The sequence below is a fragment of the Phyllobacterium sp. YR620 genome (genome assembly GCF_900104165.1).
GTDB classification, from domain to species: Bacteria; Pseudomonadota; Alphaproteobacteria; order Rhizobiales; family Rhizobiaceae; genus Phyllobacterium; species Phyllobacterium pellucidum.
On record NZ_FNJP01000001.1, the window covers coordinates 895,447 to 918,876 of the forward strand.

The following is a 23,430-nucleotide window of genomic DNA, read 5'->3' on the forward strand; positions in this document are numbered from 1 at the left end:
TCCTGCGCTAAATAGCCGGTGATGGACCTTGCGCTGCAGGGCGTGGTAAAGAGCCGCGAAGGCGCAAGGCCCTAAAAGGCGTGCGCTCAGCTTAACGACCTGGATGAATTTGATGGCAAACCTCTATGCCAGCGGAGAAAATATCTTCGCCGTGGCCCCGATGATCGACTGGACCGATCGGCATTGCAGAATGCTGCATCGCCAGTTCACGCGCCGCGCGCTGCTCTATACCGAAATGGTCGTCGCTGATGCTGCCATCCACGGCAAGCGCGAAAAAATCCTCGGTTTCGACGCCGAGGAGCATCCTGTTGCGCTGCAGCTTGGCGGATCGGACCCGTCGAAGCTGGCGCAGGCGGCAGCCATCGGCGAGGCCATGGGCTACAAGGAAATCAACCTCAATGTCGGTTGCCCGTCGGACCGCGTGCAGTCGGGTGCGTTCGGCGCCTGCCTGATGCAAACGCCCGAGATCGTCGCGGCTTGCATCGACGCGATGAAACAGGCAGTGGCGATACCAGTGACCGTCAAGTGCCGTATCGGCGTCGATGACCAGGACACGCAAGCCGCCCTCGACGATCTGACGGGCCGTGTCTTTGCGGCAGGGGCGGATGCCTTGTGGGTGCATGCGCGCAAAGCCTGGCTCAAGGGCCTTTCGCCAAAGGAAAATCGCGAGATTCCACCGCTCGACTACGACCGCGTCTATCGCCTGAAGCAGGACAATCCTGCGAAATTCATTGGCATCAATGGCGGTATCCAGTCGCTCGCAGAGGCTGAACGGCACCTGCAGCACGTTGATGGTGTGATGGTCGGGCGCGCGGCCTATCAGGATCCGCTGCTTCTCCTCGATGTCGAGCGCAGGATCTATGGCGAGCCGACGGTTTCGCCGACGATCGAGGGCATCATCGACCACATGTGCGCCTATTCCGATGCGCATATTGCCCGTGGTGGACGGCTCTCGCACGTCACACGGCACATGGTCGGCATGTTCCATGGCGCTCCTGGCGCGCGCCGGTGGCGTCAAATGCTTTCCACGGAGGCCAATCGCGTTGACGCCGACAGTTCGGTGATCCGCCGTGCCTATGAGGGCATCGGCAACGCCGCCGCCGAGGCGGCGTGACCGGGAGGAGGCAATCGCCGTCGTCATCGGGCTCTTTTCTCAAGGACCCACTCGTCCTTCAGAATTCACCAGTGTTCTTGCGGACGGCAGTGAGACTAATCCGAAAGCACCAGTCGGTCGCCGCGCATCGAAAAGCCGCTGAGTGAGTTGAGGAAGTTCATACCGAGCAGGCTGCCGTCCATGCGGCCGTCTTGAATCACCATGGCGCGGACGTTGCGCCGCTCGATAGCGCCGATCTTGACCTCGTCCAGGGTGACGTTGGCGGCCTTGGCCATGCCGTTCGCGGTCAGCACGGACGTGGCATAGGCAAGCTTGTCGGGATCGAGCCCGGCCCGGCGTGCATCGCCGGCCGAAAGGACGATGGAGGAAGCGCCGGTATCGACCATGAACGGCACCGTCGCGCCGTTGACCTCGCCGCGCACCTCGAAATGTCCGCTTTCCGATTTCGCCAGCGTCACCGTGATCAAACCATTGGCATCACGGTTGGAGATCGGGCTGCCGGGAATAAGGCCGGCGGTAATGCGGTGGCCGACATCCTGCAATTCATAGCGATATTGATAACCGGCAACGAGGGCGAGGATGATGACGATCCAGATTGCCATGCTGCGCAGGAAATGGCCGAGCCGGATGCCTGAGCCGAGAAGCGCAGAGGCGAGCACGATGCCCCAGATGCCCATATAGGCAAAGCGGGCAAAATCGTCATTGGCCATGCCGAAGGTCGAGCCGGCGTCACTGTTGGCCATCAGAAGGAGCAAGGCTGCGCCGACCAGTGCAATGATAATCCAGAATAGCCGGCCCATGCTGGTCAGGCCTCCTCTTCGCGCTCGCGCGCCATGCGGCTGCGGCGGGTTTCGCGGCGGGGACGCCGCTCGACTGTTTCGAGGCGGGACGGCAGGACCGCCATGATCGCGCGCCGGGCTTCCGGCGAAAAGTTCGACCATGCCGCGATTTCCTCGCGCGTGCGACCGCAACCGAAGCAGTACCCGGTCTTCATGTCGATGGCGCAAACGAGGATGCACGGTGACTCTATGATGCTCATGTTTCAACAATTGGTATGATCAGAGGACAATGACAAGCCCAAGCAGCAGGGAAATAGAGACGAACTGCTGCAGGGCTCCCAGCGTATCGCCGGTCTGGCCGCCAATCTTTGCGCGGCAGAGAGCGGCAAAGCCAAAAAACACAAGGGTGGCCAAGGCGCCGGCGGCGATGACTGCGAGGATGCCGGCGGCAAAGCCATAGCCCACCGCAAGCACGACGCCACCTATGGCGAGGGCAGAATTGGCGGCATTGGTGGTCGGAACGCCGGCCCGGTCGGCAACGCCGCCAGGACGCGCCGAGGGCAGGCTTTGCCAGAACTTTGCAAGTGCGGCGCGGCTCGCGGCCTCGGTTCCAATAAGAACAGCGAGCGCCTGCAAAGAACCGACTTCGCCGATGACCGTTGCAAGCAATGCAGTACGCAGGAGCACGCTGAAGATAAGGGCGAGGGTGCCATAGGAGCCGATCGCCGAATCCCTCATGATTTCCAGCCGGCGCTGCGGCGAGTTTCCGCCATAAAAGCCATCGGCCACGTCGGCGAGGCCGTCTTCATGCAAAGCGCCTGTCGTCACGGCCAAGACAGCGGTGACGAGCAGCGCGCTTGCAAAGGCCGGCAGCGACGATGTCACCAACAACACAAGTGCCGCGGGCAGGGCGATGATGATCCCGGCGAGGGGAAAGCCGCGGACCGAACTTGCCAGCGCGCCGTCATAATCGCGGAACCAGCGCGACGAAACCGGCAGTCGCGAGAGGAAAGCGAGCGCCCGCATCGTCTCGTTGAGCAAATCCATGCCGCACACCTCTCAATATGGAAGCCGCGACACTCTGTGGCGCGTGTTGACCTTTGCCTTTTTCGATCCAGCGCTTATAGGACGTGGACTTCTAATTTGCCATGAAGACTTGACCGCAAGGGACCATCATGACCACTGGCCTGCCGTTTGACGATTTTCGCACGCTGATCGAGACATTGCCCGGACCCGACGAAGCCGCCGTCGCGGCTGTGCGCAAGCGCGATGCGACGCTGACGAAACCGCCGGGCGCGCTGGGCCGCATGGAAGAGATCGTGGAGTGGATCGCAGCATGGACCGGCCGTTCGCGCCCGCAGGTCACGCGTCCGCTGGTCGCGGTCTTTGCCGGTAATCATGGCGTCACCGCCAAGGGGGTTTCGCCATATCCGTCGTCGGTCACCGCACAGATGGTCGAGAATTTTGCCGCGGGCGGCGCTGCAATCAACCAGATTTGCATCGCCTACGATCTCGGCCTGAAGGTCTTCGACCTCGCACTCGAATATCCGACCGCGGACATCACCGAGGAAGCGGCGATGGATGAGAAGACCTGCGCGGCGACGATGGCGTTCGGCATGGAGTCGATTGCCGGCGGCACCGATCTTCTTTGCATCGGTGAGATGGGCATTGGCAATACGACCATTGCCGCCGCGATCTTCCACGGCCTCTATGGCGGCACGGCTGAAGAATGGGTCGGCCCGGGCACGGGCGCCGATGGTGAGGGCCTGCGTCGCAAGATCGAAGCTGTCCGCACGGCAGTTGCCTTGCACGCGTCGCATCTCAAGGATCCGCTCGAACTCCTGCGCCGGCTCGGCGGGCGCGAGATTGCCGCCATGGTCGGCGCCATCCTCGCAGCGCGCGTCGAGAAAATCCCCGTTATCATCGACGGCTATGTTGCGACTGCCGCCGCTGCGATCCTGCACCGCGCCAATCCGCAGGCGATCGATCATTGCCTTTTCGGGCATGTCTCGGCGGAGCCGGGCCATCGCAAGGTTCTCGAGCAACTCGGCAAGAAGCCGCTGCTCGACCTTGGGATGCGGCTCGGCGAAGGCACCGGCGCGGCGCTTGCAGCCGGCATCGTCAAGGCCGCAGCGCTTTGCCACTCCGGGATGGCGACCTTCGACCAGGCTGGCGTCAGCAACCGCGATTGACACAAAGGCCCGCGCAAGCGGGCCTTCGTTTTTAGAACTCCTTGCCGATCCTCGCGTCGAGCGAGTGACGGCTTGCGCCTCGAATGACGAAGAAAAACAGGATAGCCGTCCAGAGGATCGACTTTTCCGAGCCGCCCCAACCCTGTCCCTGCACGATCCAGTGGTAGTAGATGGTGACGAGAAGAACGATCGTCGTTGCGAAGGCGGCGGGGCGCGTCAAGAGCCCGAGCACGAGCAGAATGCCCCCGAAGAACTCTGTGGCAGCCAGGAGAGGCGACCAGAAGACGCCGGGGTAGAAGCCGAGCCCCTCGACCATGCCGACTGCGCCGAGAGGATTGGCGATCTTGCCCGATCCATGGACAATGAGTGCCGCACCGGTGACGACACGCAGGATCGTCTCGGAAAGGTCGCCGAGCGATTGGTAGATGCGGCCGAGCGCCGGGATGATGAGAGGGCGGTCATTGCCGTTGGCATTCATTGGTTACCCGTTGATTTCGTTGCGTTAACGCCAGCAATGCAGACGCGCTCACGCCAGGGCAAATGACAATAAATTGAAGTGGAGTGTTTCAAGCAGCTTTTCGGTGCGGGACACCCCTGCGCCTGGCTTCGTCAGCAATGACACGGCTGCGCGGGAATGTTGCAAGCGCCTCGGTGCCCTCCCGCAATTTCGAAAACAGGTGGAACTGACCGTCATGCAGGTTGACGAGGGCCTGGACGATTGGAAGGCCGAGGCCGGTTCCCTGCTCGGCGTTCTTGATGGCGATCGAGCCCTGACCGAACGTCGAGAGGACGACGGGAATTTCCTCCGGCGGAATGCCTGGGCCATTGTCGCGGATCGTCAGATATTGCCCGCCGCCCGCTGTCCAGCCAACCTTGATGTGGACGCGCCCGCCGGTCGGGGTGAACTTGATCGCATTGGCCATGAGATTGAGCACGATCTGGCGGATCGAACGTTCATCGGCCTTGATGCGCAGCATGCCCTTCTCGAACTGCGGAACGATAGTGATATCCTTGTTGCGCGCCTTGAGCTTCATCATGTGGATGCACTCATTGGCGATATCGGCGAGAAGCAAAGGCTCCTCGTTGATCGTGTACCGGCCAGCCTCGATGCGGCTCAGGTCGAGAATCTCGTTGATCAAATTGAGGAGATGCTCACCGGATGCATGAATGTCGCTCGCATATTCGCGGTAGGTGCCGTTCTCGATCGGCCCAAGCACTTCCTTGGCCATCACTTCGGAAAAACCGAGAATGGCATTGAGCGGCGTGCGCAGTTCGTGGCTCATCGAGGCGAGGAAGCGTGATTTCGCAAGGTTGGCTTCTTCGGCGCGCCTGCGCCCTTCGTCGGACATGGCATTGGCTGTTTCAAGTTCAGCGATCAGCGCGTCCTTTTCCGCCTGGAGAGCCAGCGTTATGGCGACGGACTGGTTAAGCCGGAGCGCTACGAGGTAGAAGAAGATGAGGCCGGCAAACAGCATAACCACCATGATGGCCGAAAGCGGACTGCCGAGTTGCTTGGCCGCAAGCAGCGTATAGGCGACGACAGGCAGCGTGAAAGCGGCAAGGATCGCGGCGCGCAAGGCGGAGGTGACGATGGCCGTAATCGCCATTGCGAGGATGATCACCACGGCCTTGACGACAGGGTAGTAGCTGATGCCGCATGGCGCGCAATCGAGTACGGCGAAATAGGCCCAGCCAATGCTGGTCATGAAGTGACCGCCGAGAAAAATCATCTGCCATTTATGGACGTGGCGATTGGCGATGCCGCGCTTTGCCAGTCTGCGTGCCAGCAGGCCGAGAAGCATGTAAAGGCCCATGGTGACCAGGGCCCAGACGATGATGCTGCCGCCAAAACCCGAGAAGACGCCGACACCGGCGATCATGACGATCAGGAGCGGGAAGGTTGCCGTGTTCACGATCAGGGCGCGCGTGTGCATGAACAGCAATTCGCGCTCGAGATGGTTGCCGCCGGCGCGTTCCATCAACTGGTCACGGGCGCCGCGCATGACGGCCGACAGGTCCTTGTTGCGCGGCAGCTTGCGCCGGTCAACAATGTTCTTGTCTGCTGAGATTGCGTCTAGCGATGCCATATGCCTCGTTCCAGATGGCCCAAATCTGCACTTGTCGGCAGCATTGCATCGCAACCCTATTCAGAAATGATTAATAGAGAATCAAACCCATTGCTGCGATTCGAATGATTGAAGCCAGGCACGAGCGCCAGATGCCACACACTCTCATGGTTTGCCAATGAGCAGCTATCGCAGGTATCGCCGCCGATGGCCGCGGCCTGTTCAGGCGCAGCGCCCGCCTTGGCGCCGTGCGTTCGATTTCGCGCTGATGATTATCTTCTTCGCGCTTGTGGCACTGCTTGCGGCGCGGCTAAACGTGCGTCCGCTGGCAGAATCGCTTGCCGGCAGGGTCTATGTCATCGATGGTGACACGGTCTCGATTTCCGGCAATCGAATCCGTCTCAAGGGGATCGACGCGCCGGAGCTTGCGCAGGATTGCGGGAATGGGCAGGCTGCGACGGGCTGCGGGCATGCTTCGCGTCAGGCGCTGATAGGCTTCGTCGGTGGACGGGATGTCCGCTGCGAGGCATCCGGGAAAGACAAATACGACCGGACGCTCGCCACCTGTTATTCAGGTGACATCAATCTCAATCGCGCTATGGTCGAGGCTGGACAGGCAGTCGCCTATGGCGATTATCATGACGTTGAAGCGAAAGCGGTGCGGGCGAGGCGGGGTCTATGGGCCATTGAATTCGAGACTCCGCAGGATTGGCGCAGGGAACATGAGGCGGCTGCCAACGAACAAGCGCCGAAATCCTTGCCAGGTCCCATGGATGAGCTTTTTGCCTGGCTCGGCCGGCTATTGGGAGGATTGTGGTGAAACTCTATGATGGAGGGCGAGCGCCCAACCCGCGCCGATTGCGGATTTTCCTTGCCGAGAAGGGCATCGAGGTGCAGCTGGTCCCAATCGATATGGGAGCGATGGAGCACAAGTCCGCCCGGATCACAGCCCTCAATCCGCTGCAGCGCCTGCCGATCCTCGAACTCGATGACGGCACGATCCTGACCGAGTCAGTGGCGATTTCCCGCTATTTCGAGGAGATGCACCCGGAGCCTCCGCTCTTCGGCGTCGGCGCACTTGGCAAGGCCATGGTGGAAATGTGGAACCGGCGCGTCGAGCTCTATCTCATGGCGGCGATCACCGCCGCCTTCCGCCATACCCACCCCGCCATGATCGAATGGGAAGTGCCACAGGTTCCCGCCTGGGGCGAAGCAAACCGCCCCAAGGCCTTGCAATATATGAAGATCGTCGATGACCAACTGGGACAGAACGAGTTTATTGCCGGGAGCCGATTCTCCATTGCCGACATCACCTTGCTCGTTGCAACAGACTTCCTGAAGCCGGCCAAGTTGCAGATACCAGAGGAGTTGGAGCATTTGCGCCGTTGGCATGTTGCGGTATCCGGCCGGCCAAGCGCCAAGGCGTGACAATGTCCACCGCCGACTTTGGCACGCTTTCGGCCGAGATAAAGGCGTGCCGGATTTGCCGGGATGCTCCGCGCTACGGCCCGGCACTGCCGCATGAGCCAAACCCGGTCTGCATTCTTTCATCCACGGCGCGTATTGCCATTTGCGGGCAGGCACCCGGCATTCGCGTGCACAATTCCGGCATCCCGTTCAACGACCCTTCGGGTGACAGGCTGCGCGAGTGGCTGGGTGTCGACCGAACGATCTTCTATGATGCCGACAAATTCGCCATTGTGCCGATGGGTTTTTGCTTTCCCGGCTATGATGCGCATGGCAGCGACCTGCCGCCAAGGCGCGAGTGCAGGGAAACCTGGCACGAACGCGTTTTCGGCTCGATGCCGCAACTCGAACTGATCCTGACGATCGGCCAATATGCTCAGGCCTATCACCTTCGTGACCGGCGCCGGCGCGGCATGACGGCGACGGTTCAGAACTGGCAGGATTACCTTGTCGCAAGTACCAGTCCGGCAATTTTGCCGCTGCCGCATCCATCCTGGCGCAATAGCGGGTGGCTGAAGAAAAACCCTTGGTTCGCAGATAACGTTCTTCCGGCGCTGCGGGAGAAGGTCAGGATTCTAACTTAGTGAATATATGCACGAAATTTTTTTGAGAATTATAAAGATTGGAATAATTTTCTTGTACGCTCGATGATTATCAGACCATAAAGTATCTCATTCCAGGGCATGAGCCAAAACCGAACGGTTTGTGCGCAAATTCAAACAATTACTGCGTTGTTTGTGCGGCCAGCGGGCAGCGCGCAGTAAGGGGAACACGCAAATGGACAGACTCGACCGGAAGATCCTTCGCCTTTTGCAGGAAGACGCAACGCTCGCGGTGGCGGATGTCGCCAAGAAGGTGGGGCTTTCGACGACGCCGTGCTGGCGGCGCATCCAGAAGCTCGAGGAAGACGGCGTGATCCAGCGCCGCGTCGCCATCCTCGATCCCGTGCGCGTCAATACGCGGGTGACTGTTTTCGTCTCGATCCGGACCGGCTCGCATTCGAACGAGTGGCTCAAGCGTTTTTCGGAGGTTGTGCAGGACTTCCCGGAAGTCGTTGAATTTTATCGCATGAGCGGCGACGTCGATTATCTCCTGCGCGTGGTCGTGCCGGATATTGCCGCATATGACGCCGTCTATAAGCGCCTCATCACCAAGATCGACATTCGCGACGTTTCCTCGGCTTTCGCCATGGAGCAGATCAAATACACGACGGAACTGCCCCTCGACTATATGAGTATCGAGAAGGAGCCGGCCTGAGTCCAGGCCGGGTCTCGCCTACTTCTCAAGCCGCGCCAGGAGCGATGACGTATCCCAGCGGCTGCCACCGCTTTCCTGCACGTCCTTGTAGAACTGGTCGACCAGCGCAGTAACCGGCAGCTTGGCCTTGTTGCGTTCCGCTTCCGCCAGGCAGATTCCAAGGTCCTTTCGCATCCAGTCCACGGCGAAGCCGAAATCATATTTCCCGGCATTCATGGTCTTGTGGCGGTTTTCCATCTGCCAGGATCCGGCCGCGCCCTTGGAAATGACCTCGATCACCTTTTCGATGTCGAGACCGGCCTTCTTGCCGAAGTGAATTCCCTCGGCAAGGCCCTGGACGAGGCCGGCGATGCAGATCTGGTTGATCATCTTGGTGAGTTGCCCCGCACCGGCAGAACCCATGAGCCCGACCATCTTTGCAAAGGATTCAATGACCGGCTTGGCCCGCTCGAACGCGTCTGCTTCGCCGCCGACCATCACCGTCAGAGCGCCGTTCTCCGCACCTGCCTGTCCGCCCGAAACCGGCGCATCGAGGAAGTGGAAGCCTCGCTTGCGCGCTTCCGCGTCGAGTTCACGGGCGACTTCAGCTGAGGCCGTCGTATTGTCGATGAAGATTGCGCCTTGCTTCATGCCATGAAAGGCGCCGTTTTCGCCGATTGTCACGGATCGCAGATCGTCATCATTACCGACGCAGGAGAAGACGAAATCCTTGCCTTCTGCGGCTGCCGCAGGCGTCGGCGCGTGACTGCCGCCAAATGCGTCGGCCCATTTCTCCGCCTTCGCATTGTTGCGGTTGAAGACAGTAACATCATGGCCGCCGCGTGATTTCAGGTGACCGGCCATCGGGTAGCCCATGACGCCGAGGCCAATAAAAGCGACTGTTGCCATTGCGTAAATTCCTCTGTCAGATAGGTCGTTGTGTAAGTGTGGCTTCGGGGGACGTTAGGACAATGCGGCGTATCATCAAAGGCCTATTGTGGATTGTCTTCTCGCTCATCCCCATAGCATTGCTTGCTTCGGTCCTCGCCTATATCTGGTTTGCCCGCTCGGTTACCCCGGCTGCAGGTGAAGCGACACTTGCGGGCCTGTCAGCACCCGTCAGCATTACCCGCGACAGGAACGCCGTTCCGCACATAAGCGGCAGTTCGGTCGAGGATGTGCTGATGGCGCTCGGTTTCGTCCATGCGCAGGAGCGCATGTGGCAGATGGAAATGAACCGCATGGCGGGGCAGGGCCGCCTTTCCGAGATATTCGGCGACAAGACCATTTTCACTGATCGTTGCATCCGGTCGATTGGTCTTTACGAATCGGCTGAAAGCTCGGTCGCATCTCTGGACGCGGCGGATCGTGGCAAGATCGACGCCTATGTGCACGGAATCAATGCGTTTATCGATAGCGCGCCGCCGACGTTCGGCTCCAAATACTCACCGGAATTCGTAATCCTTGGTCACAAGCCGGAGAAATGGACGGCTGCGGACGTCATCGTAATCCTGAAGCTGATGTCGGTGTCGCTCGGCGCCAATATCGATGACGAAGTCCTGCGCCTGAAATTCGCCCGGCTCGGGATGAGCGATGCGGAGATCACCGATCTCGAGCCGCCGGTCGAGGGCGATACGCCGCCGCCGCTGCCGGATCTGCGGCAGGTGCTCGGCCTTCAATCCGGAACGTTGAAAGCCGGAGCATCGGAAGCGGAACGCCGCTACGCCGCGCTCAACGACGTCGTCTCCACTGGAGCATCGAACAACTGGGTCGTCGGCGGTGCACGCACCGAAACCGGCAAGCCGATTCTCGCCAATGATCCGCATCTTGGCTTGAGCGCGCCCGCCATCTGGTATCTCGCTCATCTGCAGGTGAAAGCGGGCGACGGCACGGTAAAAAACCTCGTCGGCGTTACATTGCCCGGCGCGCCGCTTGTCCTGCTTGGGCGCAATGACAAGCTGGCATGGGGTTTCACCAATGCCGGCGCCGACGTACAGGACCTCTTCGTTGAAAAGATCAATCCAGCCAATCCGGACGAGTACCAGACACCGCAGGGTTTTCAGGCCTTCGACAAGAGACGGATCGACATCACGGTGAAGGGCGGAGAGAGCGTCAGCTTCGACCGTCTCTCGACGCGCCACGGCCCCGTCCTCCCTGCCGATTATCGCGGCCTCAACCATTACATGCCGGAAGGCACCGTCGCGGCCCTGTCATGGACTGCGCTTTCCGGCGACGACAAGACGATCGCGGCGGGCTTCAAGCTGTGGGATTTTGCAACGGTCAGCGACTTCCAGAATGGCATGCAGGATTTTATCACACCGATGCAATCTATCGTTATTGCTGATGTCGACGGCAATATCGGGATGATTGCGCCCGGAAGGGTGCCGGTGCGCGATCCCGCGAACCAGATCATGGGGCGAGCTCCATCGCCGGGCTGGGATGCTACCTACGATTGGAAGGGCGTCATTCCCTATGGCGAACTGCCACGCATCGACAGTCCAGCCGATAATGTGCTCGCCACCGCCAATACCAAGATCGTCGATTCGAGCTATCCGCATTTCCTCACCTTCGACTGGGATGAGCCCTGGCGGCTCAATCGCATCAAGACCCTGGTGTTTGGCGCAGACGGACAAACGTTGGAGAGCAATCGCAACGTGCAGGGCGACGCCCGCAGCGATGGCTTCGCAGTGCTCCTGCCGGTGATGCTAAAGGCCCTGGAAGGCCGCAGCGACGTTGATCAGGATGCTTTGGCAAGGCTCAAGGGTTGGGACTTCGTCGAGGATCGCGCCAAAATAGAACCGTTGCTCTTCAATGCCTGGCTTCGCATTGCGATCAAGCGCATTCTCGAGGACGATCTCGGCGATGCGCTGCCCTCCTATTGGCAGGCCCATGTCACCGCCATGCTGCGCTGGCTTGGACCGAGCCCGGCACGCGACTGGTGCGACGACCGGCGGACCCCGGAGAAGGAAAGCTGCGGCGACATCCTGGCGCTGTCGCTCAAGGATGCGCTCAAGGACCTCGAAGCGCGGCTCGGATCGGATCGTAACGCGTGGACCTATGGCGCGCTGCATTATGCCTATGGGGCGCATCGGCCGTTTTCGCAGGTCAGCCCGCTCGACCGGATATTTAATGTGACCGTCCCAGCTTCCGGCGGGGCCTTCACGCTCGACCGCGGCAAGTTTGCCTATACCGACGAGAGCAATCCCTACCGGGTGACCCACGGCACGAGTTACCGTGGATTGTTCGATTTAGCCGATCTTGACCGCTCGACCTACATCCAGACGACAGGTCAGTCGGGTAACGTGTTCTCGTCAAACTATCGCGACTTTGCCGAGACATGGGCAAACACCGGAGCAATCACCATCCCGACCGACGAGACCGCCTATCAGGATGGTTTGCTGGGCGTTTGGAGCCTGAAGCCGGGGAAGTGAGAACGGTTCAAGTCAGAGGCGTCATCACGGACTTCTGATAGGCCGGGCGCTGTTTCAGCCGTTCATACCAGGCGGCAAGGTTGGGATGGTCGGGCCTTTCGATCGGCATTTCGAACCAGGCATAGGCAACGCAACCGAGCGGAATATCGCCGACGCCGAGCGTCTCGCCTGACAGGTAGGGGCTGCGCGCAAGCGCTGCATCGACAATGGCGAAGAGCCGTGAGCACTCTTCAACGCCCTTGGCTTTTGCCGCGTGATCCTGTTCCTCGGGTCGCAGGCGAACCGTGTTCCAGAAAACGGGCCGGAATGGTCCGGCCAGCGTCGATATCTGCCAGTCCATCCAGCGCTCGGCAAGCGCCCTTGCCGCTGGATCGGCCGTTAAGAGCGACGATTGACCGTACTTGGCGGCAAGATAGCGCACGATGCTATTGCTTTCCCAAAGCACGAGGTCGTCATCCTCAAGCGTCGGCACGAGGCTGTTGGGGTTCTTGGCCCGATATTCTGGATCGGCGACGATTCCATAGGCGCCGCCGGCGGGGATGTTCTCATAGGCGACGCCGACTTCTTCGGCGGCCCATAGCGCTTTCTTGACATTGGTCGAATTGATGCGACCCCAAATCTTCAACATGGCCGGAAATCACTTCTGCACGGGAGTTTATCGGATGAGATGGCGCGTGATGCGTCGCTCCATCCAATCCCATACGTGGCGCAGGATTTCCACCAAAATAAGATAGATGATGGCTGCCCAGAGATAGGCCTGAAAGTCGAAGGTGCGGGAATAGGCAAGGCGGGTATAGCCCATCAGGTCGTAGACCGTGATCAGCGCGACGATAGCCGAGCCCTTGATCATCAGGATTACTTCGTTGCCATAGGGACGCAAGGCGACGATCAGTGCTTGCGGCAGGATCACCTTGCGGAAGGTGACGAACTTCGAGACGCCGAGTGATGCGGCACCTTCCCATTGACCAAGCGGAACGCTTCTGATGGCGCCGCGCAGGATTTCCGCCTGGTAGGCCGCAGTGTTCAGCGAGAAGGCGAGCAAGGCGCAGTACCAGGCCTCACGCAGGAAGACCCAGAGGCCGATCGCCTCCAGAAACGGCTTGAATGAACCGAGGCCGTAATAGATCAAAAACACCTGCGCGATCAGCGGTGTGCCGCGGAAGAAATAAACATAGCCATAGGCAATCGACGCGATGATGCGGTTTTTGCTCAACCGGCCTAGGACAACCGGTACCGACAGAATCGCGCCAAGGATGATCGACGCCGTGACAAGGCCGATCGTTGTTTTCAGACCGGCCCAGTAGCTCGGCGCATATTTCCCGATGACCTCCGGATCCCAGGCCGTATAGAGGTAAAATACAAGGCCGAGGATCAGAGCGGCCCACAGCGCCACCAGCCCGTTACCGACGATACGTGGTTTCGTCCAGCGCCGGGGTGGGGCAGGCGGGCGCATCGTTGTCGGCGCCGGCGCGTTGATAAAGGTCTGGGTCATCGCTTCACCCCGCTCTTGGCAGCCCAGCGCTCAATGCCGTCGATGAAGAAGGAAGAGACGACAGCGAGGACAAGATAGATCATGCAGGCTGTGCCGAAGAACAGGAAAGCATGCTTGGTTACCCGAGCCGCAACGCCGGTCTGGCGCAGTATGTCGGCAAGGCCGATTGCGGAAACGAGTGCTGTATCCTTGAGAAGGATCATCCAGAGGTTGGCAAGGCCAGGCAGCGCGATACGGATCAACTGCGGCAGGATGACCTTGCGCATCGTCTGGCCGTTTGAAAGGCCGATGGCATAGCCGCCCTCATATTGGCCTTTCGGGATTGCCCGGAACGACGAGAGGAACACCTCGCTGGCGTAGGACGAAAACACCACGCCAAGCGCGAACATGCCGGCGATAAACGAATTGATTTCAACGGTACCGGTATAGCCGACAAGCACCGCGAGTTTCTGGATACCGATCTGCGCACCGAAATAGACGACGAACAGCGTGAGCAATTCGGGCAGGCCGCGGAATATTGTCGTGTACATGTTGGAGGCAAGCCTGACCGACGGTTCAGGCGATTGCTTGCCAAGCGCAACGAAGAAACCGATCACCAGCCCCACGGGCAGCGTCGCCAGCGCCAAACTTACCGTCACGAGGACACCGCTGGCAATGCTCGGGCCCCATCCGCCCTCGCCAAAACCGAGTAATGCAATTGAGCCTTCCATAGCGACTTTCTTTTTCGCGGGCAATTCCCCAAGGCCCTTTAGTCCGGCCTGCCCGTCATTCTTGGAAGATCGGTGAATGGCGGCTGACCGCCATTCACCTTTTTATGTCAGGTCAAACGGCTCAGTTCTCGCCGCCGTAAACGTCGATCTTGAAGTACTTGTCGTTGATTTCCTTGTACTTGCCATTCGCGCGAATGGCTGCGATCGCGGCAGTGAACTTGTCGGCGAGGGCGGTATTGCCCTTCTTGACGGTTACGCCGGCACCAGGGCCGTGGATCGCCGGGTCAGGCGTGACCGTGCCAAGGAGCTTGCAGCATGCGCCCGCATCGCTATCGAGCCACTGGCCGAGAACGACCACGTCATCCATAACCGCATCGACGCGGCCGTTCGAAATGTCGAGCTTGTACTCATCGGCAGTCGGATACATCTTCACTTCCGAACCGGCATATTTGGACTGCGCATAGTTCGAATGGCTGGTCGAAGCCTGAACGCCGAGGGTCTTGCCCTTCAGTGCTTCCGGAGTAATGTCCTTGACGTCGGAATCCTTCGGAACTGCAATGCCGGGGGGCGTATTGTAGTACTTCTTGGAGAAATCTACCTTCTGAAGGCGTTCGGGCGTGATCGACATGGACGCGATGATTGCGTCGAACTTGCCGGCCTGCAGAGCCGGGATCATGCCGTCCCAATCCTGCGATACCCAGGTGCACTGCGCCTTCATCTCTTCGCACAGCGCATTGCCGATATCGATGTCGAAGCCTACCAGCTTGCCGTCGGGGGTGAGGTTGTTGAAGGGCGGATAAGCGCCTTCGGAAGCAATCGTCAGTTTCAGGGCGTCCTCTGCGTGGGCCGCACCCATTGTGAAGGCAATGGCTGCAGCGGAAAACGCAAGTGCCAGACGCTTGGTGATACGCATATATTTGAACCTCTCTATTATGGCCCGGCTGTTCCCCTGTTTCTTTTTGAACAGCCTTCCGGGCAAGTCGCAGCTGTTACTGCTCCTGGCGCGATATTCCCACTAGTTTTTGAAGAATTGCAACCGGGAATCGTTCGCTGGCGCGCAAATCCGGCGAGCCCAATCGCATTAAAATTGGCATCTGATACTTTTGTTGCGCGCGTTTCGGTTGAAACGGCATTTTCTAACTCGGATCGCGCGAAAGTTGCATTTCACGTTCGATCATATCGGCAAGGCCGGCAATGTCATCGAGATCAAAAACGGGGATCGTCTCGCCGCTGATCGCATGATCGCTGGCAATTGCGACGATGGTCGGGTCGTCGGTCGACAAGGGATCCGTCGATCGGGCATCCAGCCTTCTCGCTTCGATTTTCTTGTGGTGCTCACGCTTGTACCCTTCAACAAGGACGAGATCGCAGGGGGCGAAGCGGGCGATGATTTCAGCGAGGGTGGGTTCCGCTTCTTCCGACAATTCATGCATCAGCGCCCAGCGCCGGTCGGAAACGATGGCGACCTCTCCGGCGCCCGCTTTCCGGTGGCGCCATGAGTCGGTGCCCTCCTTGTCGATATCGAAATCATGGTGAGCATGTTTTACCGTCGACACTTTCCAGCCGCGCCTGGCAAGTTCGCTGACGAGCTTGACCGCCAACGTCGTCTTGCCGGAATTCTTCCAGCCGGTAATGCCGAAAATGGGGTGATCGCTAGGGTTCATTCCGCTGTCTTCCAATGCTGTCGCGCAGCCGCGATATCTGCTGGCGTATTGATATTGAAGAACGGGTCGAATGGATCGCCTGTCCGCGCCCTGACGAGCGGAAATTCCACAACCCGGTGCGGATGCCTTTGCAGCCAAGCGGTAACCCTGCGATTGGCAGGATCGTCGAGCCAGTGCTTTAGATCGGATCGCAGCGACACCGGCCAAAGGCCAAAGGTAGGGTGAACCCGGCCGCCCGAGGCTGCAATGCCTATGTGGCCGTCTGCATCAAGGATCGTCTGACTGATCCCGGCCAAGAGCTCCTCGGGGAAGAAAGGCGTATCCGTCGCGACCGAAAGTATATGCGAGAACGGGAGCGGCTGTGCTGCCGCCCATTCCATGCCCGCATGGATGCCGGCGAGAGGGCCGGCGAACCCGTGAATGTCGTCGGCAATCACCGGAACGTTGAGGTTGGCGAAGCCCCCGGCATCGGCGTTGCTGTTGAGGGCGATCGTTTCGACCTGGCGTGACAAGCGCTGATGAACGTGGTCGATGAGCCGGCGATCGCCGAATGGCAGCATGGCCTTATCCCGGCCATCCATGCGTCGCGACTGGCCCCCGGCGAGAATGATGCCTGCAATGCGCACCGCTAAACTCCATCTGGCGATGTTCGCGCCGCGGCCGCCGCAATTTCGACTGGCTTCATACGGCCGACGATCTGCTCACGGTAGAGCGTATAAAGCCCGCTGCCAATGACAATGAGCGAGCCGACAATCATCGGGACATCGGGCAGGTCGTCAAAGAACAGGAAGCCGAGGAGGATCGCCCAGAGCAGGCTGGTATATCGAAACGGGGCGATGAACGAGATCTCGCCTTCACGCATGGCGAGGATGAGAAAATGATAGGCGACGATGACACAGCAGGCGGCAAGCGTCAGCAGCATCGTATTCATCAATGACATGGGCTTCCAGCCGCCGAGCGGCCCGATCATGGCAACGCCAGCAAGCGATACGCCGATGGATGTCAGCGCCGAAATCATGAGCACCGGGATGGTCTTCGGCACCTTGCGCGTGGCAAGGTCGCGCAGCGCCGCGAAAATGACGGTGACGACGATGAGCAGGATATAGGGGCTGACGCCTTCGCCGCCTGGACGCACAGTGATCAGCACCCCACAGAAACCGACAGCGATGGCGACCCAGCGGCGCCAGCCCACCGGCTCGCCGAAGAAAATCGCCGCGCCCATGGTAACGGCAAGCGGCAGCGCCTGCAGGATTGCGGAGGTCAGCGCCAGCGGAACATGAACAAGCGCGACGAGGAAGCTCACGGTTCCAACGACTTCGCCGATCACCCTGACAATGGTCATCCTGTGCAGCGCCTCGCGCAGCGGAATGAGCATGCCCTTGTGCCATGCGAGCGCCAGGATGAGCACGGTGGCGATCGAGCCGCGCACCAGCATGACCTGGCCCATATTCATATGTTCGCCGACATATTTCACCGTCGCGTCGTTGAAGGTGAAGCTGGCCATGCCGATGGCCATGTAAATCGCGCCGCGCAGATTGGGAGATAATGCCAAGACTTTTATCCGAAATTGCAGCGATCCTCCTCCGGAATCGCAAGGATTGATATATCAGCCTATATCAATCCGCGCATTCGGAATTATCAGCCGCCGGTAACGCTCATATGGCGGGAGACCGCAGGGCGGTTGTGGCGGCGATCGATGATGAAGTCGTGGCCCTTGGGCTTGCGGCCGATGGCCTCGTCAATGACATCGTTGAGAAGGCCGTTGCCTTCGGATGCCCGCAGCGGCGCACGCAAATCTGCCGCATCTTCCTGCCCGAGGCACATATAGAGCGTGCCGGTACAGGTGAGGCGGACACGATTGCAGCTCTCGCAGAAATTGTGGGTCATCGGCGTGATGAAGCCTATGCGGCCGCCGGTTTCCTCGACCTGCGCATAGCGCGCCGGACCGCCGGTCTTGTAGGCGATGTCATGCAGCGTGAATTCTTCGGCAAGTTTCGAACGCACCAGCGACAGTGGCAGATATTGGTCCGTTCGGTCGAGATCGATCTCGCCCATAGGCATCGTCTCGATCAATGTCAGATCCATGCCGCGGCCATGGGCCCAGCGGATCATCTCAGGTATTTCGTGATCGTTGAAACCTTTGAGTGCAACCGTGTTCAGCTTGATCTTGATGCCGGCAGCCTGTGCCGCATCGATACCCTCCATGACGCGGCCCAAATCGCCCCAGCGGGTGATTTGACGAAACTTGTCCGGATGGAGTGTATCGAGCGATACGTTGATGCGCTTGACGCCGTGATCGGCGAGCTCGGCGGCAAAGCGCGCCAGCTGCGAGCCGTTCGTCGTCAGGGTCAATTCTTCGAGCGCGCCGGAGCGAAGGTGGCGCGACAGTTCGCCGATCAAATGCATGATGTTCTTGCGAACAAGCGGCTCGCCGCCGGTCAGCCGCAGCTTCCTGACGCCGCGCTCGATGAAGGCCGTGCACAAGCGATCGAGTTCCTCGAGCGTCAACAGATCCCGCTTCGGCAGGAATGTCATGTGCTCGGACATGCAATAGGTGCAGCGAAAATCGCAACGGTCCGTCACCGAAACCCGCAAATAGCTGATCGTTCGACCGAATGGGTCGACCATTGGTGCCTGAATGCCGGGTCGTTCGAGCAGTGAAACGTGATCCACGAGCTTCCTCCTGAAGGAGAGATAAGGTGCGGCCGCTTGCTTGTCCAGTCATCGCCGCTAGCATGCTGTTTCAAGGAAAACTATACGCCGGCTTGCAGGCCGCCTTGCGCATGCTACACAAGGGTGGCGAATGTTGAGGATTATACACCATGACGAGTGCCTGGCCGAAAGAATTGCGTGTTGCCAAGGACCGCCGGTCGCTGACGGTCAGCTTCGACAATGGCGAGACTTACATTCTTTCCGCCGAATTTCTGCGTGTTGCCTCGCCGTCGGCCGAGGTGCAGGGGCACTCGGCTGAGCAGCGCGTTACGGTGCCCGGCAAGATCAATGTCGCGATCATGAAAATGGAGCCGGTCGGCAATTATGCCGTCCGAATCATTTTCGATGACATGCATGACACAGGTTTATTTAGCTGGGATTACCTGATCGAACTCGGGCGCAACAAGGACGACCGCTGGCAGTCCTATCTCGACGAACTTGTTGAAAAGGGCTTGAGCCGCGAGCCGGCAATTCGGCCACACTGACACCACCATACGCCGTGTCGCGCGGGTTATTTCTGCTTCGCCACCGTGAAAATCGCCTGTGTCGAAATCGGCACACGGGGCAAAATTGTGCCGTCCAAGAATAATCAAACGATCGATGGGCATTGTTAAAAGATTCTAAATAGGATGCGATGAAACTGGCCGAACACCAAATCAGAGGCCGGCCCATGATACACCCGTGGGCAAGTACCATCCGGGCGGACATCATGAATTCCTATTCCAAAAAACGTGCGATCTTTTTGGCTGCGATGCTTTCGGCAACAGCCACCCCGCTGTCGCCCGCATCTGCCGCAAACAATCTGATGGAGCTGTTGTTCGGCCAGCGCCGCGTCGAGTCGCAGCCAGTCGTCCAGCCGCGCGCGCTTCGCCCGGGCGAGGCGCCCGGCGAGGCAAGGCGCCCATCCGTACCGATCAAGCGCGTGACGGTTACGGCCCCGACAAATTACGATTATAAGCCGGAGCAGGTAACTCAGATCGACTTCTCTAAGGTTGATCCGCAACTGACGGCGTCCGCCGATCACGGCATTGTGTCGCCACCGCAGATGGAGCGTTTCGGGCTAAAGCTCGACCACTTCAAGGAAGCGCATGTCCTGGCGGAAAAGAACATTGCCGATGCTGTCGTCTCCTATTACGCCGCCAAGCAGCAGCCGATTTGGACCGCTTCCTATGATGTCAGCCCCAAGGCAAAGGCCGTCATGGCGTTGTTTGCCAAGGCGGGCGAAGAGGGGCTCGATCCGGCCGACTATGCCGTCAAGATGCCCTCCGACGACTATGATCGCAGCGATATCCCGGCCCGGCTGAAAGAACTCGCGGATTTCGAGCTGACGCTGTCGGCGCGCGCACTCCGCTATGCGATGGATCAGGGCGACGGCCGCATCAATCCGAACCGCCTCAGCGGATTTCATGATTTTGCTGTCGATCGCGTGCAACCCCGCGACGTGATGAATCAGCTTGCCACCGCCAGCGATCCGGCCGTGGTGCTCGCCGGCTTTGCACCACAGAGCAAATGGTACGCCGAACTGAAACAGAGCCTCGCCGCGCTTGGCGATGCGTCGGAGCCGACCGTCCGCGTCGCACCCGGCACGAAGATCCGTCCGGGCGACGACAATCCGGAATTGCGCAATGTGGTGACGTTGATCAAGGCGAAGGCGCCGAAATCTTATCTTCTCACGCACGAGGCCGTCCTCGATGCCCACGAGAATGCCAGCGTCTACGACGAGAGCCTCGTCGAGGCCATCAAGGATTTCCAACGTGATCAGGGACGCAAGCCGGATGGCGTGATCGGCACCAGCACGATCGGAGCGCTTCAGGCTGAATCGAACACGTCGAAGCGCGACCGCATCGTCTATTCCATGGAGCGGTTGCGCTGGCTGCCGCATGATTTCGGCCAGCGTTATGTATTCGTCAATCAGCCGGCCTTTCGCGCCCAGTATTTCGATGGCGGCACCGAGAAGCTGGCGATGAATATCGTCGTCGGATCGCCGACCAACCAGACCTACTTCTTCAACGACGCCATCGAAACCGTTGTTTTCAATCCTTCCTGGGGCGTGCCGCGCTCGATCATCCTCAACGAGATGATGCCGAAAATCCTCAACAATCCGTCCTATCTCGAAAGCAGCGGCTACGAGGTCTACGACAAGTCGGGACGCGTCATTCCGTCAAGTGCGGTGAACTGGTCGCAGGTTGCCGCCAACGGTGGCGGCGTCGGCATTCGCCAGAAGCCGAGCCTCGACAATGCTCTCGGCGAACTCAAGATCCTGTTCCCCAACAGCCACGATATCTACATGCACGATACGCCGGCGAAGTCCTATTTCAAGCGGGACATGCGCGCGCTCAGCCATGGCTGCATCCGTCTCGAGCACCCGCGTGACATGGCTGCAGCCGTGCTCGGCATGTCGGTCGCGGACTTGACGCCGTATTTCGGCAAGAACGAGCGCAGCGTGAAGGTAGCCAACCCGCTGCCGGTCTATGTCTCGTACTTCACCGCCTGGCCGGATGCGGCAACGGGCGAAATCAAGTTCTACGACGACGTCTATGAGCGCGACGCCTATCTGCAGAAGGCGATCGACAAGACGCGGGCGGTGCGTGAGGCAAGTCCGGTCACTGCGCAGACGGCGAAGCTCTGATGGCGTAGGCCTTTTACGCCCCAGCCCGTCGCCAAAGTGTATTTCACGACTGATACTATTGCATAATAGATGCAGGGCTAAGGTGTGACTAATGTCTTGTGGCAGCGACGTCACCGGGGCTCGGGTGGGGCGCTGAGTCGCTGATGGCGAAATGCAAACTTGGAAGTTACCGTGACGAACCGGTCCGATTTGAGTGACATCGTCGCCGGCGATTGGGTTGATCGCGGCTTGTCCCCAAGTTTACGGCCATATGCGAGACTTGCGCGCTTGGACCGACCCGTCGGCATTTGGCTGGCTTTGTTTCCAACACTTGCGGCTCTTTTTCAGAGTTCACAGGGAATTCCATCAGCCAAATTGGTGATGGTATTCTCCTTGGGAGCGATCCTGATGAGAAGCGCAGGTTCTACGGCCAATGACATCGCAGATCGCAATTTTGATGCACATGTAGCGCGAACGCGATTTCGTCCATTGGCGAGTGGCAAGCTGGACATTCGCCATGCTCTAATTTTTCTTTGCGGTGAACTGGCGTTGGCGGGATCGCTATTATTCTTTTTGAGCCCCTATGCGAGGCTAATTGCGATAGCCGCTTTGCCGCTCGTTTTCATTTACCCCTTTTGCAAGCGATTTACCCATTGGCCCCAAGCCATTCTCGGAGCGACGTTTAACTGGGGCATGTTAGTCGCGTGGACCGAGGTGGCTGGATACATCCCATTAGGTGCTGTTTTGATGTGGATCGGCGCGATTGCCTGGCAGATGGGATATGACACGGTATATGCGTATGTCGACGTGATTGATGATAGGCGGCTAGGTTTGAAATCGACTGCCATCCTATTTGGTGTTAGGGGTAAGGCGTGTGTCGGGCTTCTGTATTTCTTAGCAGTCGCGTGCTGGTTATCGGGTGGGTGGCTGCTGGGAATGTCGCAGGATATGCCGTTGGAACCGTCGTGATTGCTGCCCGGCTGATTCGGCAAACTGTACAAATTGATCTGGAACGGCCTGATCTCAATTATCGGCTGTTCAAGTCCAACATCGTGACGAGTATGATTTTAGCTGGCACAGCACTGTTGGGAACACGCTAGCGGTGGAGTCTTAGTCTCCTCCCTCTGCAGAAGGCGATCGACAAGACGCGGGCGGTGCGTGAGGCAAGTCCGGTCACCGCGCAGACGGCAAAGCTCTAACCTAGTGTCCCCTGGGCTCGATTTCGAAGGGCGGCAGGCTTTGCAGCGCAAGCTTCAAGGCCTGCGACCAGCCATCTGAAATCATTTCATAATAGGGATCGTGACGTTCCACGCGTCGTTCGAAACCAAGCCTGAAACTGTCCGCCTGGTAGAATTGCAGATCGAGCGGCAGGCCCACTGAAAGATTGGATTTCAGCGTCGAATCGAATGAGACCAAAAGCAGCTTGGTCGCTTCCTCGAAGGTCATGGCCGGATCATAGGAGCGGACGATGATCGGCTTGCCGTATTTGTGCTCGCCGATCTGGAAAAAGGGCGTATCTGGCGTCGACTCGATAAAGTTTCCTTCGGGGTAGATGAGAAACAGGCGCGGATCGCCGCCCTTGATCTGGCCGCCGAGGATAATCGAGGCGCCGAATGAATCGGCGCGCTGCCCACTGGCGCCCACCTCGTCGATGACGTGGCGGATCGTATCGCCGACGAGGCGCGCGGTCTGAAACATTGACGGCATGTCATAGATGCTGGGCGCCCGTTCGGACGGCATCTTGGTGCGTTCGTTGAGAATGCTGATGACGGCCTGCGTGGTGGCAAGATTGCCGGCCGATAGCAAGGTGATGACCCGATCGCCAGTCTTGGCCCAGGTGTACATTTTCTTGAATGTCGAAATATTGTCGACACCCGCATTGGTTCTCGTGTCGGACATGAACACGAGGCCGCGGTCTAGTTTGAGCCCCACGCAATAGGTCATAATCAATCCCAGATT

General features: G+C 59.3%; 24 protein-coding genes and 1 pseudogene. 10 read left to right on the forward strand and 15 right to left on the reverse strand.

Annotation, left to right across the window (positions count from 1 at the left end):
* The first annotated feature begins 112 nt into the window (after window positions 1-112).
* On the forward strand, window positions 113-1,114 hold the full coding sequence (dusA, locus tag BLR72_RS04170; RefSeq protein WP_244506611.1) for a tRNA dihydrouridine(20/20a) synthase DusA: 1,002 nt from the start codon (window positions 113-115) through the stop codon (window positions 1,112-1,114).
* 95 nt (window positions 1,115-1,209) lie between these two features.
* On the opposite strand, the gene BLR72_RS04175 is transcribed toward dusA, so the two are convergent.
* The 3 genes from BLR72_RS04175 to cobS are packed head-to-tail and all read right to left on the reverse strand — an operon-like array spanning window position 1,210 to window position 2,940.
* Window positions 1,210-1,914 carry a TIGR02281 family clan AA aspartic protease gene (locus tag BLR72_RS04175; protein WP_091945401.1) on the reverse strand — a complete coding sequence of 235 codons (705 nt, stop codon included), beginning with the start codon at window positions 1,912-1,914 and terminating at the stop codon, window positions 1,210-1,212.
* 5 nt (window positions 1,915-1,919) lie between these two features.
* Window positions 1,920-2,153: a DUF1289 domain-containing protein gene (locus BLR72_RS04180; RefSeq protein WP_091945404.1), complete on the reverse strand. Its 234-nt coding sequence runs from the start codon at window positions 2,151-2,153 to the stop codon at window positions 1,920-1,922.
* A 19-nt stretch (window positions 2,154-2,172) separates the two neighbouring features.
* Window positions 2,173-2,940, reverse strand: a complete 768-nt coding sequence (cobS, locus tag BLR72_RS04185; protein WP_091945407.1) for an adenosylcobinamide-GDP ribazoletransferase — start codon at window positions 2,938-2,940, stop codon at window positions 2,173-2,175.
* A gap of 125 nt (window positions 2,941-3,065) precedes the next feature.
* Between cobS and cobT the strand changes: the two genes are divergently transcribed.
* On the forward strand, window positions 3,066-4,085 hold the full coding sequence (gene cobT, locus BLR72_RS04190; RefSeq protein ID WP_091945410.1) for a nicotinate-nucleotide--dimethylbenzimidazole phosphoribosyltransferase: 1,020 nt from the start codon (window positions 3,066-3,068) through the stop codon (window positions 4,083-4,085).
* 31 nt (window positions 4,086-4,116) lie between these two features.
* Here the strand turns inward: cobT and BLR72_RS04195 are convergent, their stop codons facing one another.
* Both BLR72_RS04195 and BLR72_RS04200 read right to left on the reverse strand, forming a co-directional pair.
* A complete protein-coding gene (locus BLR72_RS04195) occupies window positions 4,117-4,563 on the reverse strand; it encodes a DoxX family protein (RefSeq protein WP_091945413.1) in 447 nt (148 codons plus the stop codon).
* Window positions 4,564-4,651: 88 nt separating this feature from the next.
* Entirely contained in the window at window positions 4,652-6,172 is a 1,521-nt protein-coding gene (locus tag BLR72_RS04200) for a sensor histidine kinase (protein WP_091945416.1), read from the reverse strand.
* A gap of 157 nt (window positions 6,173-6,329) precedes the next feature.
* Here BLR72_RS04200 and BLR72_RS04205 point away from each other — a divergent pair, with 157 nt between their 5' ends.
* From BLR72_RS04205 to BLR72_RS04220, 4 genes are all read left to right on the forward strand, one after another.
* Window positions 6,330-6,971: a thermonuclease family protein gene (locus tag BLR72_RS04205; protein ID WP_091945419.1), complete on the forward strand. Its 642-nt coding sequence runs from the start codon at window positions 6,330-6,332 to the stop codon at window positions 6,969-6,971.
* Window positions 6,968-7,579, forward strand: coding sequence for a glutathione S-transferase (locus tag BLR72_RS04210; protein ID WP_091945421.1), 612 nt, complete (start codon window positions 6,968-6,970; stop codon window positions 7,577-7,579). Before BLR72_RS04205 ends, BLR72_RS04210 begins: the two co-directional genes overlap by 4 nt.
* Before the next feature lie 2 nt (window positions 7,580-7,581).
* A complete protein-coding gene (locus BLR72_RS04215) occupies window positions 7,582-8,202 on the forward strand; it encodes a uracil-DNA glycosylase family protein (RefSeq protein ID WP_091945424.1) in 621 nt (206 codons plus the stop codon).
* A 193-nt stretch (window positions 8,203-8,395) separates the two neighbouring features.
* The gene (locus BLR72_RS04220; RefSeq protein WP_027231714.1) at window positions 8,396-8,875 is read left to right on the forward strand and encodes an Lrp/AsnC family transcriptional regulator; all 480 of its coding nucleotides are present in this window, start codon (window positions 8,396-8,398) and stop codon (window positions 8,873-8,875) included.
* Window positions 8,876-8,893: 18 nt separating this feature from the next.
* Here BLR72_RS04220 and BLR72_RS04225 read toward each other — a convergent pair whose 3' ends face one another.
* Window positions 8,894-9,763, reverse strand: a complete 870-nt coding sequence (locus tag BLR72_RS04225; RefSeq protein ID WP_091945427.1) for an NAD(P)-dependent oxidoreductase — start codon at window positions 9,761-9,763, stop codon at window positions 8,894-8,896.
* A 62-nt stretch (window positions 9,764-9,825) separates the two neighbouring features.
* Here BLR72_RS04225 and BLR72_RS04230 point away from each other — a divergent pair, with 62 nt between their 5' ends.
* Window positions 9,826-12,285, forward strand: a complete 2,460-nt coding sequence (locus BLR72_RS04230) for a penicillin acylase family protein (protein ID WP_091945429.1) — start codon at window positions 9,826-9,828, stop codon at window positions 12,283-12,285.
* Window positions 12,286-12,292: 7 nt separating this feature from the next.
* On the opposite strand, the gene BLR72_RS04235 is transcribed toward BLR72_RS04230, so the two are convergent.
* From BLR72_RS04235 to moaA, 8 genes are all read right to left on the reverse strand, one after another.
* Entirely contained in the window at window positions 12,293-12,913 is a 621-nt protein-coding gene (locus BLR72_RS04235; protein ID WP_027231712.1) for a glutathione S-transferase family protein, read from the reverse strand.
* Window positions 12,914-12,940: 27 nt separating this feature from the next.
* Window positions 12,941-13,777, reverse strand: coding sequence for an ABC transporter permease (locus BLR72_RS04240; protein ID WP_091945431.1), 837 nt, complete (start codon window positions 13,775-13,777; stop codon window positions 12,941-12,943).
* A complete protein-coding gene (locus BLR72_RS04245; RefSeq protein ID WP_027231710.1) occupies window positions 13,774-14,487 on the reverse strand; it encodes an ABC transporter permease in 714 nt (237 codons plus the stop codon). The genes BLR72_RS04240 and BLR72_RS04245 overlap by 4 nt, the downstream gene beginning before the upstream one ends.
* Window positions 14,488-14,608: 121 nt before the next feature.
* Window positions 14,609-15,400 carry a transporter substrate-binding domain-containing protein gene (locus tag BLR72_RS04250; RefSeq protein ID WP_027231709.1) on the reverse strand — a complete coding sequence of 264 codons (792 nt, stop codon included), beginning with the start codon at window positions 15,398-15,400 and terminating at the stop codon, window positions 14,609-14,611.
* 223 nt (window positions 15,401-15,623) lie between these two features.
* Complete coding sequence (mobB, locus tag BLR72_RS04255; RefSeq protein WP_091945433.1) at window positions 15,624-16,151, reverse strand: molybdopterin-guanine dinucleotide biosynthesis protein B; 528 nt, start codon at window positions 16,149-16,151, stop codon at window positions 15,624-15,626.
* On the reverse strand, window positions 16,148-16,777 hold the full coding sequence (mobA, locus tag BLR72_RS04260; RefSeq protein WP_228018084.1) for a molybdenum cofactor guanylyltransferase MobA: 630 nt from the start codon (window positions 16,775-16,777) through the stop codon (window positions 16,148-16,150). Before mobA ends, mobB begins: the two co-directional genes overlap by 4 nt.
* 2 nt (window positions 16,778-16,779) lie before the next feature.
* Window positions 16,780-17,703, reverse strand: a complete 924-nt coding sequence (locus tag BLR72_RS04265) for a DMT family transporter (protein WP_244506612.1) — start codon at window positions 17,701-17,703, stop codon at window positions 16,780-16,782.
* An 86-nt stretch (window positions 17,704-17,789) separates the two neighbouring features.
* Entirely contained in the window at window positions 17,790-18,779 is a 990-nt protein-coding gene (gene moaA, locus BLR72_RS04270) for a GTP 3',8-cyclase MoaA (RefSeq protein ID WP_091946563.1), read from the reverse strand.
* 194 nt (window positions 18,780-18,973) lie between these two features.
* On the opposite strand from moaA, the gene BLR72_RS04275 reads away from it, so the two are divergent.
* From BLR72_RS04275 to ubiA, 3 genes and pseudogenes are all read left to right on the forward strand, one after another.
* Window positions 18,974-19,348: a gamma-butyrobetaine hydroxylase family protein gene (locus tag BLR72_RS04275; RefSeq protein WP_091945436.1), complete on the forward strand. Its 375-nt coding sequence runs from the start codon at window positions 18,974-18,976 to the stop codon at window positions 19,346-19,348.
* Between the two features lie 224 nt (window positions 19,349-19,572).
* Window positions 19,573-21,492, forward strand: a complete 1,920-nt coding sequence (locus BLR72_RS04280; protein ID WP_091945439.1) for a L,D-transpeptidase family protein — start codon at window positions 19,573-19,575, stop codon at window positions 21,490-21,492.
* Between the two features lie 159 nt (window positions 21,493-21,651).
* A pseudogene (gene ubiA, locus BLR72_RS04285) lies at window positions 21,652-22,571 on the forward strand (4-hydroxybenzoate octaprenyltransferase).
* A 100-nt stretch (window positions 22,572-22,671) separates the two neighbouring features.
* Here the strand turns inward: ubiA and BLR72_RS04290 are convergent.
* On the reverse strand, window positions 22,672-23,415 hold the full coding sequence (locus tag BLR72_RS04290) for a proteasome-type protease (protein WP_027231702.1): 744 nt from the start codon (window positions 23,413-23,415) through the stop codon (window positions 22,672-22,674).
* Between the last annotated feature and the right edge of the window lie 15 nt (window positions 23,416-23,430).